The 12532-nt window shown below is 62.4% G+C and carries 12 protein-coding genes; 5 read left to right on the forward strand and 7 right to left on the reverse strand.

Features of this window, described 5'->3' with window-relative positions; translation table 11 throughout:
- Nucleotides 1-533 precede the first annotated feature (533 nt).
- Together narL and VSR68_RS38740 are read left to right on the forward strand one after the other, a co-directional pair.
- On the forward strand, nucleotides 534-1190 hold the full coding sequence (narL, locus tag VSR68_RS38735; RefSeq protein ID WP_342944799.1) for a two-component system response regulator NarL: 657 nt from the start codon (nucleotides 534-536) through the stop codon (nucleotides 1188-1190).
- A gap of 267 nt (nucleotides 1191-1457) precedes the next feature.
- Nucleotides 1458-3473, forward strand: a complete 2016-nt coding sequence (locus VSR68_RS38740) for a sigma-54-dependent Fis family transcriptional regulator (protein ID WP_428983687.1) — start codon at nucleotides 1458-1460, stop codon at nucleotides 3471-3473.
- Between the two features lie 15 nt (nucleotides 3474-3488).
- Here VSR68_RS38740 and gph read toward each other — a convergent pair whose 3' ends face one another.
- Genes gph through VSR68_RS38755 form a run of 3 tightly spaced genes read right to left on the reverse strand, consistent with a single transcriptional unit; the run spans nucleotide 3489 to nucleotide 6342 of the window.
- Nucleotides 3489-4256: a phosphoglycolate phosphatase gene (gene gph, locus VSR68_RS38745; protein ID WP_342944801.1), complete on the reverse strand. Its 768-nt coding sequence runs from the start codon at nucleotides 4254-4256 to the stop codon at nucleotides 3489-3491.
- Nucleotides 4257-4300: 44 nt separating this feature from the next.
- On the reverse strand, nucleotides 4301-5173 hold the full coding sequence (locus VSR68_RS38750) for a phosphoribulokinase (RefSeq protein ID WP_342944802.1): 873 nt from the start codon (nucleotides 5171-5173) through the stop codon (nucleotides 4301-4303).
- Nucleotides 5174-5187: 14 nt separating this feature from the next.
- Nucleotides 5188-6342, reverse strand: coding sequence for a class 1 fructose-bisphosphatase (locus tag VSR68_RS38755; protein ID WP_342944803.1), 1155 nt, complete (start codon nucleotides 6340-6342; stop codon nucleotides 5188-5190).
- A 133-nt stretch (nucleotides 6343-6475) separates the two neighbouring features.
- Here VSR68_RS38755 and VSR68_RS38760 point away from each other — a divergent pair, with 133 nt between their 5' ends.
- Nucleotides 6476-7447, forward strand: a complete 972-nt coding sequence (locus VSR68_RS38760) for a LysR substrate-binding domain-containing protein (protein WP_342944804.1) — start codon at nucleotides 6476-6478, stop codon at nucleotides 7445-7447.
- A gap of 51 nt (nucleotides 7448-7498) precedes the next feature.
- Here VSR68_RS38760 and VSR68_RS38765 read toward each other — a convergent pair whose 3' ends face one another.
- Nucleotides 7499-7912, reverse strand: a complete 414-nt coding sequence (locus tag VSR68_RS38765; RefSeq protein ID WP_342944805.1) for a dihydroneopterin aldolase — start codon at nucleotides 7910-7912, stop codon at nucleotides 7499-7501.
- A gap of 236 nt (nucleotides 7913-8148) precedes the next feature.
- Here VSR68_RS38765 and VSR68_RS38770 point away from each other — a divergent pair, with 236 nt between their 5' ends.
- Nucleotides 8149-8907, forward strand: a complete 759-nt coding sequence (locus VSR68_RS38770; protein ID WP_342944806.1) for a (5-formylfuran-3-yl)methyl phosphate synthase — start codon at nucleotides 8149-8151, stop codon at nucleotides 8905-8907.
- Here the strand turns inward: VSR68_RS38770 and VSR68_RS38775 are convergent.
- The 3 genes from VSR68_RS38775 to VSR68_RS38785 all read right to left on the reverse strand — a co-directional run bounded on the left by VSR68_RS38775 (nucleotide 8889) and on the right by VSR68_RS38785 (nucleotide 10900).
- Entirely contained in the window at nucleotides 8889-9479 is a 591-nt protein-coding gene (locus VSR68_RS38775; protein WP_342944807.1) for an aspartate kinase, read from the reverse strand. The two genes, VSR68_RS38770 and VSR68_RS38775, sit on opposite strands and share 19 nt — an antisense overlap.
- Before the next feature lie 30 nt (nucleotides 9480-9509).
- Nucleotides 9510-9752 carry a hypothetical protein gene (locus tag VSR68_RS38780; protein WP_342944808.1) on the reverse strand — a complete coding sequence of 81 codons (243 nt, stop codon included), beginning with the start codon at nucleotides 9750-9752 and terminating at the stop codon, nucleotides 9510-9512.
- A gap of 224 nt (nucleotides 9753-9976) precedes the next feature.
- On the reverse strand, nucleotides 9977-10900 hold the full coding sequence (locus tag VSR68_RS38785; protein ID WP_342944809.1) for a LysR family transcriptional regulator: 924 nt from the start codon (nucleotides 10898-10900) through the stop codon (nucleotides 9977-9979).
- Nucleotides 10901-11188: 288 nt separating this feature from the next.
- On the opposite strand from VSR68_RS38785, the gene glyA reads away from it, so the two are divergent.
- Nucleotides 11189-12511 carry a serine hydroxymethyltransferase gene (gene glyA / locus VSR68_RS38790; protein WP_342944810.1) on the forward strand — a complete coding sequence of 441 codons (1323 nt, stop codon included), beginning with the start codon at nucleotides 11189-11191 and terminating at the stop codon, nucleotides 12509-12511.
- Nucleotides 12512-12532: the final 21 nt, after the last annotated feature.

Raw genomic sequence — 12532 nt, forward strand, 5'->3', positions numbered from 1 at the left:
TGTGTCGTGCGTCTGTCCGATCAGCGTGCGGCCGTGATTCATGAGCCGTAGTCATTGGTCATTGCGCAGCGATCGTTGCCTCACTCTACCGTCCCCGCGCGCAATGGTGGAATCCGCAACTACCCCAGAACTTGTGCGGTCAGCCGCGCTGTCCCGATTCGGGTAGCACGACCTACCCACAAAGAGGTAATGCCACTGGGCGATTGCGAAATGTAATTGGACGACAAAGACTTGCGATCATCGACGCTGCGATAGTCAAACCGGCCGAGCATCGCCGGAGACATCTTTGACATTGCAGAAGAACTGCTCTGTCGCTTCCGACACTATGGAAAACCCGGAATAAGCCAGCGTTCCGGCACCAGGCTATTTTTTCGCTCGCAGCATGTTGTTAAACTGTTTCGGCATCGATTCCGGGAATAACAACACTAACCACCGCTCGCACGTTCACGAGATCGTACTGCGTCAAACGGTGCAGTTTACGCGTCCAGACCGATGAACTTCATTGTTCTGGTCCATGAACCCAGGAAGAGCAGATGGTCACTCACACCGTACTTCTTATCGACGACCACCCGTTGTTTCGCAAGGGCGTCGCGCAACTGATCAAGATGAACCCTGCGTTCGAGGTCGCCGGCGAAGCGATCTCCGGCGAGGACGGGATCGAACTGGCTGTCCGGCTCAAGCCGGATGTCGTCCTGATCGACCTCAACATGCCGCGCATGAACGGTATCGAAACGCTGGAAGGAATGCGCGAAGCCGGCGTGGACGCGCGCTTCATCATGCTGACGGTGTCGGACAACGAGCGCGACGTGGTGGCCGCGTTACGCGCAGGCGCGCACGGATATCTGCTCAAGGATATGGACCCCGAGGACCTGTGCGTGTCGCTTCAAAAAGCGCTCAAGGGCACGGCTGTTCTAAGCGAGTCCGTCACGGGCGCCCTGGTTCAGGCGCTCTCGGGCGGCCACGGCCAAAGCATTCCCACCGCGCAGAACGAACTGACCGCGCGCGAGGTCGAGGTGTTCGACTATCTGGTCGCGGGTCTGTGCAACAAGGCCATCGCGCGCAAGCTCGATATCAGCGTGGGTACTGTGAAAGTGCATGTCAAGCATGTACTGCGCAAGCTCGATCTTCACTCGCGGCTTGAAGCCGTTCTGTGGCAACGCGAACACGGCGGAACGCGCTCGCCTCACTAATGCGCCAGCACAATGCGGCTGCACGCGCGCTCGCCGCTCGCTCCTCTCTCATTTCATCAGTGAATCAGTGACGCACACGCCGCGCCATCTTGCGGCGTCGTCTCGTGGCTTTCCCGTGGGCTCCCGCATCGCCCCTGTGGTTAACCTTTACTCACCAGTAGGTAATCCAACGAGGCGCATTGCCACGTCGAATCCGAATGCCAATAATTGGCTCAGTGTGGCGCACCAGCTTGCATATGCGCTCGTGTTTTCTCGGAGATGCCCACCATGTCGTCATGCCAGTCGCTCTCAAGAAACAGTACCCGGGTCGAAAGCATCATGCGTGAGCGCGTCGGCGGATTCGCCCCGAGCGAGCCCGTGGTCCGCTCGTGGACGCGCTGCATCGAAGACTACGGCCTCGATCCCGACGTGTGCGCGCCGCCACCCTTGATCTCCAGTGCGGAACTCGCGCAGCGCCGCGAGCTGAATGTCGATCTGGTCGATTGCGCGAAGCTCGAAATGGCTACGCTCTATCAGCAGCTCGGCGATCCCGAACTCGCCGTCATCATGACGGACGCCGAAGGCGTCATCCTGCATCTGGCTTCGTCGCCCGAATTCGCGGGCGAAGTCGAAGACTGGGGGCTTTGCGCCGGTGCCGTGTGGAACGAGCGTGAAGCGGGCACCAACGGCATGGGAACCTGTCTCGCCGAAGGCGAATCCATCGCCGTGCGCCAGCACGAGCACTTCTATAAGCGCTATACCACGCTCACTTGCGCGGCCGCACCGGTATTCGACGAACGCGGAACGATTGCAGGCGTGCTCGACGTCACGAGCCGCTCGCCTTTGTTGCAGCAGCATTCGCTCGTGCTTGTCGGCATGTCGCGGCAGATGATCGAGAACCGCCTGCTCGATGCACGTCACACGCACGCCTACCGTATCCAGTTTCACAGCCGCCCCGAGTTCGTCGGCACGCTGCATGCGGGCAGGCTCACTGTCGACGAGGACGGCACGATACTCGGTGCGAACCGCAGCGCCTTGATGCAACTCGGCTTTGCGAAGCTCGACGATATCGCGGGCAAATCGGTCACTGAAATCTTCAACGCTTCGCTCAACGCGATCGTGACGCGCAGCGCAGGCAGTTCGTTTTATCCCGTCGCCATTTACTGCACGCATGCGTCGAGCCGCTTTTTCGTCGTCGCGCAGGCGCCGCGCGATCGTGCGGCGCACGAAGGGATCACAACGCAGCCCGTTGCAGCCGTCCGCCGTCCGGCACGGGCAGCAAGGCCGACAGCCGCGTCAGGGCCGGGCGCTGCGCGCGTCGAATTCGGCGACGCGCAGATTGCCAGTCAGTTCGATCTCGGCGCACGCGTGATCGATCGCGGCGTCGCCGTGCTGGTTCATGGTGAAACGGGCAGCGGAAAGGAAGTGTTCGCCAATGCGCTGCATGCGGCAAGCAAAAGCAGGAATGGTCCGTTCGTCGCCGTCAATTGCGCTTCGTTGCCCGAGCACCTGATCGAGAGCGAACTGTTCGGCTATCGCGCGGGCGCCTTTACAGGCGCACAACGCGAAGGACGACGCGGCAAGATTCTGCAAGCCGATGGCGGCATGCTCTTTCTCGATGAAATCGGCGACATGCCGCTTGCGTTGCAAGCGCGTCTGTTGCGCGTGCTCGAAGAACGCGAAGTCACGCCCCTCGGTTCCGAAGCCGTCGTCAAGGTGGATTTTCAGCTCGTGAGTGCAAGCCACCGGGATCTCGAGGAACTGGTCGAAAGCGGACAGTTCCGCGAGGACCTGTATTACCGGCTCAACGGCGTGATGCTGGAGCTTCCTCCGCTGCGCGCGCGCACGGATAAGCTCGCGCTGATCCGCCATCTGCTCGAGAAGGAACAGAGCCCTGCTCCACGGCTTTCGGCAGACGTGCGGCAGATTCTGCTCGACAGCGACTGGCCCGGCAATATCCGCCAGCTACGCAACGTGCTGCGCACGGCGGCTGCATTGTGTGACGGCGATGTACTCACCACGGACCATCTGCCCGCGTGGCTCGTTCAGCGGGAGAAGAATCTGCATCGGCCGCAACCTGCCAGCCCGGCGCCCGCGCTGCCCGATAGCGATGACTTCGCCGACGCCGCAGACGCCGAAGCGGCCAGTGCCGCGCCGCTCAATGCGATCCTCCAGGCGGAGCGCGAAGCCCTGCTCGCGCTGCTCGACAAGAACCGCTGGAACGTGAGCCAGGTCGCGATTGCGCTCGGCATCACGCGCAACACGCTCTATCGGAAAATGAGGCGCGTCCACATCAATACGTGACGCGCCCCGGCGAAGTCAGTTCAACTGGCTCGCCTGCATCTCGTGCGTTGCGATGCCGTGATCGATACGCGTTGCACGCTGCCACGTGCGCGGCCCGCCAATCAACTCCGTCAACTCCCCGATTCTGTCGATCACGCGCACGCAAGGCAGTTCGGACACGGGATGGTTGCTGCTGTATCCATAGCTGACGCACACCATCGGCATCCCGGCCGCCTGCGCCGCGAGCGCGTCCGTCACGCAATCGCCGACAAAAAGCGTATGCGCCGGGTCGACGCCCAGCGCCTCGCACGCGTGCAGGAGCGGATCGGGATCGGGCTTGCGCGGCAAGCGCGCGCTTCCATCGACGACCATGTCGAACCATGCATGCAAGCCGAAGCGCCACATCAGCGGATCGACGAAGCGCGATTCCTTGTTGGTGACCACGCCGAGCTTGAGCCCCATGCCCCGCAAGCTGTCGAGCGTCGTCTCGATGCCGGGATAAAGCGCCGTCAACTGGTTTTCATCGCGGCAGATCTGGTGATAGCACGTCTCGTAGCGGCGCAGCACGAGGTCGAGAGTCGCGGGACGCGATTCGACACCCAGCAGCGTCAGCGCACGATCGACGAGAATTTCGGAACCGCCGCCGATCAACGTCTGCGCCACGCCCGGCGCGAGCAAAGGAAAGCCGTTCTCGGCCAGCGCCCGGTTGAGCGCGTTGCCGATATCCGGCGACGTGTGCAGCAGCGTGCCGTCGAGATCGAACAGCACGGCATCGATTGGCATATTGCGCGGCATGACTTGCATGTCTGTGTCTCCTTGTTGACGGTCAGGGTGTTCCCGTAGACGGGTCAGGCCGCCCGCTTCTGGCGGTCGATCATCTGCAGGATCATGGGTGTGAAGATGAGTTGCATCGCGAGTCCCATCTTGCCGCCCGGCACGACGACGACGTTCGGCCGGCTCATGAACGAGTCGTGCAGCATCGTGAGCAGGTAGGGAAAGTCGATGCCCTTCGGGTTGGCGAAACGGATCACGACGAAGCTCTCGTCGGCACTCGGAATGTCGCGGGCGGTAAATGGGTTCGACGTGTCCACGGTCGGCACGCGCTGAAAGTTGACATGCGTGCGGCTGAACTGCGGACAGATATGGTGCGCATAGTCCGGCATCCGGCGCAGGATCGTGTCCATCACGGCTTCCTGCGAATATCCGCGCAGCGTTTTGTCCCGATGCAGTTTCTGGATCCATTCGAGATTGATGATGGGTACGACGCCGACCAGCAGGTCCGCGTGTTGCGCCACATCGATGCCGCGTCCGACGAAGCCGCCATGCAGGCCTTCATAAAAGAGCAGATCGGTGGGCGGCTCGATGTCCGTCCACGGCGAGAACATGCCGGGTTCGAGATCGTACTGCGCGGCTTGCGCTTCGTCATGCAGATATTGCCGCACCCGTCCTCGCCCCGTCGCGGCATACTCGCTGAACAGCGCCGCGAGATCCTCCAGCAGGTTCGCTTCCGGGCCGAAATGGCTGAACTGACGGCGGCTTTCCTCCGCCTCTTTCATCGCGGCGCGCATCGCCGTGCGGTCGAATCGATGAAACGCATCGCCTTCGATAACCTGCGCATTGAGCTTCTCGCGCCGGAAGATGTGCTGGAAGCTGTTCATCACGGTCGTCGTCCCTGCCCCGCTCGAACCCGTCACCGCGACAATCGGATGTTTGATCGACATGCCGTCACTCTCCTCTACACGCGCGCTTCCGGACGAAACAATGAGCGCTCGTTAAAGAGCGGTGACGTGAACGGTGCATCCTCGCCTCGCTCGTGCTCGCGGTGATAGCGCTCGATGCGCTCGACCTCGCTCTGCGTGCCGAGAAACATCGGCGTGCGCGCATGCGTATCGGCCGCGACATCGAGAATGCGCGCGCGCCCGGTGCTGGCCATTCCCCCCGCCTGCTCGACGAGCCACGCCAGCGACTGCGCCTGATACAGCAAAGGCTGACGCGCGGCGCGCGCCGCACGGCGGCACTCGCGCGGGAAAAGACACAGGCCGCCGCGCAGCAGCGTGCGATGCGTATCGGCAACCAGCGACGCAATCCAGCGCGTGTCGAAGTCGCGCTGGCGCATGCCCGCGCTGCCGTCCTGACACTCCCTCACGTATCGCTGCACGGGCGGCTCCCAGAGGCGTTCATTGCCGCCATTGATAGCCAGTTCGGCGCCCTGTTCGGGAATGCGGATAGCAGGATGCGTCAACAGGAATTCGCCGCGTTCGCGGCACAGGGTAAAGCCATGCGTGCCGCGTCCGACGGTTATCACAAGGATCGTTGCCGGTCCATACAGCGCGTAGCCGGCGGCAAGCTGATTCGTGCCTGTGATTTCGCGTCCTTCGTCGGCGTTCGCTGCATCGGCAGACCGTATCGAGAAAACCGTTCCGAGCGCCACGTTCGTTTCGGCATTCGCCGCGCTGTCGAGCGCATCAGCCAACATCACGTAACGGCCCGCCCGCACCACGCGAACGGACTCCATGCCACGCGAGACCATGCCCGCGCTATCCGCACTGCGCTCGCACACGCCGATCAGGGCGTCATGCACGGTGGCGCCGAGCGTCGCGTGAAACGATGACGCGCGCGCCGGGCAGACGGTCCGCGGCCCGCTGATCGTACCCTGCGCGATGTGCATCGCAATGTTCTTCACTGCCTGAGCGATCTCGTCGATCAGGGCACCGAGCGCGGCATCGGCGGCGGCGTGCACGACGTTGGCCGCCTGCGCGTGACGCTCTGTCAGATGGGCAGCGAGGAAGCTCGACAGTGTCGGCTGGACGGCACTCATGGCGGCGGCGCAGCCGTCGCCCGTGATGCCGGCGGAGCGCTCCTGTTCGCCTGGTTCGATTCGTGCATTCATCGTGACCTCGATCGTCCGTTGCGTGCGATGACCACTGGCAACCACAGTAAGCCGGTGAGCCCTCGATAGAAATTCAGAAATTTTTATTTGCGCTTTAAGCGACGCTTATCAGTCGCCGTATGGAGTGCCGACCATGCTCAATCTGCTTCGCAACCTCACCTTGCGCCAGTTGCAGATATTCTCTGCTGCCGCACAGTACGAGAGCTTTGCGCGCGCCGCCGAAGACCTGCATTTGACGCAGCCTGCCGTCTCCATGCAGATCAAGCAGCTCGAAGAAGCGGTCGGATTGACGCTTTTCGAACGCATCGGGAGGCGCATTACGCTCACCGAAGCCGGCGCGACGCTGTCGCATCACGCGAAGCGGATTCTCGGCGACATCAAGGACGCCGAAGATGCGATGCGGTCCCTTTCGTCTGCCGATGGCGGAACCGTCTCCATTGGTCTCGTCAGCGCGGCCCGGTACTTCGTCCCTCGCCAGATCTCGCGATACGCGGAGCGTTATCCGAAAGTCGATATTCGCTTTTCGATCGGCAAGCGTGACGTGCTGCTGCGCCAGTTGCAGGACAACGCGATCGATCTCGCCGTGATGGGGCGTACGCCCGTCGAACTCGATGCACATTGCGAGCCGCTCGCGTACAACCCGCATGTGATCGCCGCGAGCACGACTCATCCGTTCGTCGATGCAGCGTCTTTCGACTTGCACGATTTGCGCCATGACACGTTTCTGATGCGTGAACCGGGTTCCGACACAGCGGCCGTCGCGATCGAAATGTTCCAGCATCATCTGTTCACGCCGGCTCGCACCCTCGCGCTCGACAGCAACGAAACCGTCAAACAGGCGGTGATGGTGGGCATGGGCGTGAGCCTGTTGCCGCTGCACACGCTCCGGCTCGAACTGCTGGCACGCGAGGTGTCGATCCTGCACGTGAACGGCACGCCCATCGATCGCGTATGGCACGTGGTCCACATGAACGCAAAGCAGATGTCGCCGACCTGCGCGGCGTTCCGGCGCTTTCTGATCGAGAAAACGGGGGCGTGGCTCGAAGGTCAGTTCGCGGACCTCACGCCGCCCGCTCATGCCGCGAGTCCGTTCTTGCAGACATGAAGCAAAATGTCACTGATTCTGCACAGTGTTCGACAGCATGCACGCATCGGATCAAGGCCACCGCGCGGTCCGTTCGATCGTCACGCCGACCGCCTTCACGTTTGCGAACTTCTCGGGTTTGGCGAGCGAGACGCGCACCCAGTGAGCACCGAAGTCGGCAAGCAGCATTTGCGCAATCGACTCCGCCAGCGCCTCCAGCAACTGCACTTTGTGCATGTCCAGCAGCCATTCCAGCGCCGCGCGCACCTTGCTGTAGTCGATGGTGTCGCCGATACGATCCGTGTCGCACGCGTGACTGCGCGGCACGCCTGCCCATAGGTCGATCCGCACCGGCTGCAGACGGGTCAACTCGTCCGGGTCGATTCCGATGACCGTATCACCCTGAAACCCTTCGATAAAGATCAGGTCCATCCCGGACGAAGCGAGATGTGGCCGCTCTATTACGTTCCTGTCGATCACGTTCATTGGGTGTCCTTATAGCCTGTGTGTGGTGCTCGCTGATGCAAGAAGCGGCCCAGGCACGAATGTCGCAAGCGATCGGCGTAAACGTTCTCGACCAAGCCTGAGTGCATCGCGCAGACGACGGATAGCCGCACAGATGACCGGTCGAGAGGCGTTGCAGTGTGTACCGCAAACTGAACATCCTGGCTACCCTGGCTACGCGCGTCTTTATGCGAGAACGGCTTGAACAAGGAGGCTCCATGATCCGTATGCTCGCCAGTGTGCGCACGCTCGACGAGGCGCGCGACGCCGCGAGAGCCGGCGCCGATCTCATCGATCTGGACGAACCTGGCGCCGGCGCATTCGGCGCCATCCCGGCGGCGCGGATCGCGCGCATCGCGCAATCCCTGCGCGCGGAATATCCCCATCTGCCCGTCAGCGCAACGATCGGTGACGGGCGGGCCGGGGACGACGCGTCGCTGGCGTTTCGCGCGTCGAGGACGGCACGTTGCGGTGTCGGCTATGTGAAGGCTGGCGTCCCGGCCGATGGCGCTTCATTCGACGTCGCGTGTCGAACGCTCGCTTCTATGCGTCGCCTTCACGGGAACATGGTGCCCGTGCTGCTGGTGGACAATGGCCTCGACCTGCGCGTGGTCGAATACGCGTCCAAACTGCGCTTTGCGGGCGTCATGGTCGATACGACCAGCAGGAAACTCGCGAATCTCTTTCAATGCGTGCCGCTTGCCGTGCTCGACAGCATGGTGCAGATCGTGCGCATGCACGATGCGATGGCGATACTCGCGGGCGAGTTGCTTGGCAAGCACGTGCCGTTGATCCGCGCACTCGGTCCCGACATCGCCGGTTTCCGCACGGCGCTGCGCGATGGGTCGCGCACTAGCCGGCTCGATCCCGCGCGCGTGCGCGATCTGCGCGCGCAACTGCCGGGCCCTGCACGTAGCGCTCACGGCGCTGCAAACGATATCGGTATCGAAGCACCCGCTCAATCCGCTGTCGCGTGAAGCAAACGGTCGCGCACGCGCGACCCGTCGCTGCGGTTCACGAGGTCGACGGGATACGACGCGTCGCAGGTGAACCTCGCGAATGAGCGATCGACGATGCCGAGCGCGGCGTATTCCTCGATCGAACGCGACGGTTCGATCTCACATGACTTCACGACGACCAGGCGTTCCGCATTCAGCCGGTTCGCGAGCCAGGCGGCGAGGCTGTCGGAGGTCACGTCCGAACTGGTCAGCCGGTTGGCTTCCTGGAACAGCAGATCGAGCGGCACCCACACGGCCACGCGCCCCGCATGCAACGCGGCGCGAATCTGCGCATCCGTCGCGGCAATCAGCAGTTGACGGCACAGGCCCTGCATCATCAGCGCATATTGCGCCATCGCCAGCACGGTCATGTTATGCGCGGCGACATCATCGAATCGCCAGATGTCCTGATGCTCGCGAGCCTGCTCCGCGAACCGGCCGCCGCCCGGCACGATCACGACCCGTCCGCGGCCGAAATCACTCAGATCCGCGAGCCATTCTTCGAGTAACGGATCGCGGCTCAGACTGCCGCCAATCTTTACCACCCACATAGGCGCTCCGTGTGAGGTGATTGCCTGGTTTCAAGAGGTCGCATCGGCCGCGCGATGCAATAACGCAATCAAGTTCGCCGTTGATTCTTCAAACGTGATCTGTCCGTCGCCTGTGCCGATGTATTGCGACAGCAGGAGCAAGTATTCGACCATGCGGCACGCGCCGCTGACACGCCTCGTTCCGCGCCGCCCTTGTCGCTCAGACACTCCTACAGAACGATTTTTTTCATCGCCAGGTCTTGGCGCATTGGAGGTGGGATATTCACGTTCCATGCCATGAATCGATTCGCTGCATGCGTGCAGCGAGATCCCTGCCGATCCCGGCCATCGCAATCGGACGACGCGTGACAATCTGCATCGCGCACGACGCAAAACACACGAATGCGGGCTATACGCGTGATGGCGGCGTGCTTGCGATGTTGTCTCGCGCGCATATACACAGCGGCGGCTGCGCGGCGACGTATCGGTTCGGGGTAAAGGAGAAAACTGCTGCGAGGTTAGGCGTCCATTGACACCCGCTCACCCGCTTCTTGCGCGCTGTTCACGAGGCTCTCCCTGAACGTGGACGCGGCAGCAGATAGCTGCTTGCTCTCCCGATGCACCAGATACAAATACCGGACGATCGGAAAGTGCTCGACATCGAGCACCTTGAGCCGCAGCGTTTCGAGTTCGGCCATGATCGTCGCGAGAGGCACGACCGACAGGCCCATGCCGGCCTGCACAGCCCATTTGACGGCCTCGTTGCTGCTCACTTCCATGCCCGGACGAAAACTGATGCGGTGTTCGGCAAAGAAGCGCTCCATCGCGCGGCGCGTGCCGGAGCCGGACTCGCGCACGAGAAACGTTTCGCGCTCCAGCATATCGAGCGCGATGCGGCGCTCGCGCACGAGCGCATGATCGGGCGGCGCGATCATCACGAGCGGATTCTTCGCCACGCGCACGGCGGCGAGACCTTGTCCTTCAGGCGGAAGCCCCATGATCGCGAGATCAGTCTCGTTGCTCGCCAGTTCGTTCAGCACGCACTCGCGGTTCCCGACCGAAAGGCTCACCTTGACGCCCGGAAATGCCCGCGTGAACTTTGCGATCAACTGCAATGCAAGCGGATTGGCCGTCCCGCTCACCAGCGACACCTTCAGCTTGCCCTGCTTCATGTCGCGCAACTGGTCGAGCGACTCTTCGAGGAACGACAGCTGCTGCTGGAGCAGCCGCGTATGGCTATACAGTTCCTTGCCCGCCGCCGTCAGGAAGAGGCGCCGCCCAACCTGCTCGAACAGCGGCATGCCAATGCCCGTTTCGAGTTGCTTCAGTTGTGACGAAACGCCGGGCTGCGTCAGATGAAGCTCTTCCGCCGCGCGCGAAAAGCTCAGATGGCGCGCACTCGCTTCGAACACGCGTAGCTGACGCAAAGTCAGGTGCAGCATCTCGCTCTCTTTCCTCCTGGACGCACGCCAGAACGGCCTGCTTTCACGCCTCAACTCTACCAGCCGGGGCTACGCGGGCAATGCCCATGAAGAGGTACTCCATGAGGCTTCATGCCCAGCCGGCAAGGCTCACACGCGAGCTTATGGGTCGGATAAGTAACCCGAATGAGTGCTTTTGGCGCTGCGCCACTACCATCGTTTCAACAGGAATGCCAAGTTGACTTAAAGACGAAACAGCGGACGAGCAGTACGTCCGACCTGTCTCATCGACTCAAGAGAGGTTCATCCATGTTCAGCTACCAAAACACGCTCGCGGTCACCGATCCGGAATTGAAGCAGGCCATCGCAGCGGAAACGCAGCGCCAGCAGGATCACATCGAGCTGATCGCATCCGAGAACTACACGTCGCCCGCCGTGCTGGAAGCGCAAGGATCGCAGCTGACCAACAAGTATGCGGAGGGCTATCCGGGCCGCCGCTATTACGGTGGATGCGAACACGTCGACGTCGTCGAGCAGCTTGCGATCGATCGCGCGAAGCAACTGTTCAACGCCGAATATGCGAACGTGCAACCGCATTCGGGATCACAGGCGAATCAGGCCGTGTATCTGTCCGCGCTCAAGCCGGGCGACACCATTCTCGGCATGTCGCTCGCGCATGGCGGACACCTCACGCATGGCGCGTCCGTCAACGTGAGCGGCAAGCTGTTCAACGCCGTGTCGTACGGTCTGGATCCCGATACGGAAGAAATCGACTACGACGAAGTGCGCAAACTCGCGCAGACGCATCGGCCGCGCATGATCGTCGCGGGCGCTTCCGCGTATTCGCTCGTGATCGACTGGCAGCGCTTTCGCGAAATCGCCGATAGCGTGGGCGCGACCTTGCTCGTCGATATGGCGCACTATGCGGGCCTCGTCGCGGCGGGACTTTACCCTAGCCCCGTCGGCATCGCCGACTACGTGACCACCACCACGCACAAGACGCTGCGCGGTCCGCGCGGCGGCCTGATTCTCGCCAGTGCGCAGACAGCAAAGGCGATCGATTCGACGATCTTCCCCGGCATCCAGGGCGGCCCGCTGATGCATGTGATCGCGGGCAAGGCCGCCGCGCTGCGCGAAGCGATGACGGACGAATTCCGTCAATACCAGCAACAGGTGCTCGTCAACGCGCGGACCATCGCGCAGACGCTCCAGCAGCGTGGCTTGCGGATCGTGTCGGGCCGCACCGATTCACACGTATTCCTCGTCGATCTGCGTGCGAAGAACGTGACGGGCAAAGAGGCGGAAGCCGCGCTTGGCCGCGCGTTCATCACCGTCAACAAGAACGCGATTCCGAACGATCCGCAAAAGCCCTTCGTCACGAGCGGCGTGCGCATCGGCTCGCCTGCCATCACGACGCGCGGCTTGCGCGAAGCCGAGTCCGAACAGCTTGCGCATCTGATCGCCGATGTGCTCGATGCGCCCGGCAACGATCTCGTGATTCGCCGCACAGCCGATGCCGTGCTCGCGCTCACCGCGAAGTTCCCCGTCTATCGCGACGCACCCGACGCATTGCGTCACAACCCGTCTGCGTCACGGGACGACAGATCGGCCGCTGGCCATACGGCGCACTGAAACACGCCAAACGACTTCTCA

Origin of the sequence: Paraburkholderia phymatum (assembly GCF_038900715.1) — a bacterium.
In the GTDB taxonomy this organism is placed as follows: Bacteria; Pseudomonadota; Gammaproteobacteria; order Burkholderiales; family Burkholderiaceae; genus Paraburkholderia; species Paraburkholderia phymatum_A.

Bases quoted from the DNA above. Each gene is read 5' to 3' on its own strand.
- VSR68_RS38755 (WP_342944803.1), bottom strand. From the start codon at position 6,342: ATGAATGCACGAATCGAACCAGGCGAACAGGAGCGCTCCGCCGGCATC.
- VSR68_RS38740 (WP_428983687.1), top strand. From the start codon at position 1,458: ATGTCGTCATGCCAGTCGCTCTCAAGAAACAGTACCCGGGTCGAAAGC.
- narL (WP_342944799.1), top strand. From the start codon at position 534: ATGGTCACTCACACCGTACTTCTTATCGACGACCACCCGTTGTTTCGC.
- VSR68_RS38760 (WP_342944804.1), top strand. From the start codon at position 6,476: ATGCTCAATCTGCTTCGCAACCTCACCTTGCGCCAGTTGCAGATATTC.
- VSR68_RS38765 (WP_342944805.1), bottom strand. From the start codon at position 7,912: ATGAACGTGATCGACAGGAACGTAATAGAGCGGCCACATCTCGCTTCG.
- VSR68_RS38750 (WP_342944802.1), bottom strand. From the start codon at position 5,173: ATGTCGATCAAACATCCGATTGTCGCGGTGACGGGTTCGAGCGGGGCA.
- VSR68_RS38775 (WP_342944807.1), bottom strand. From the start codon at position 9,479: ATGTGGGTGGTAAAGATTGGCGGCAGTCTGAGCCGCGATCCGTTACTC.
- gph (WP_342944801.1), bottom strand. From the start codon at position 4,256: ATGCAAGTCATGCCGCGCAATATGCCAATCGATGCCGTGCTGTTCGAT.
- VSR68_RS38770 (WP_342944806.1), top strand. From the start codon at position 8,149: ATGATCCGTATGCTCGCCAGTGTGCGCACGCTCGACGAGGCGCGCGAC.
- VSR68_RS38785 (WP_342944809.1), bottom strand. From the start codon at position 10,900: ATGCTGCACCTGACTTTGCGTCAGCTACGCGTGTTCGAAGCGAGTGCG.
- glyA (WP_342944810.1), top strand. From the start codon at position 11,189: ATGTTCAGCTACCAAAACACGCTCGCGGTCACCGATCCGGAATTGAAG.
- VSR68_RS38780 (WP_342944808.1), bottom strand. From the start codon at position 9,752: ATGGAACGTGAATATCCCACCTCCAATGCGCCAAGACCTGGCGATGAA.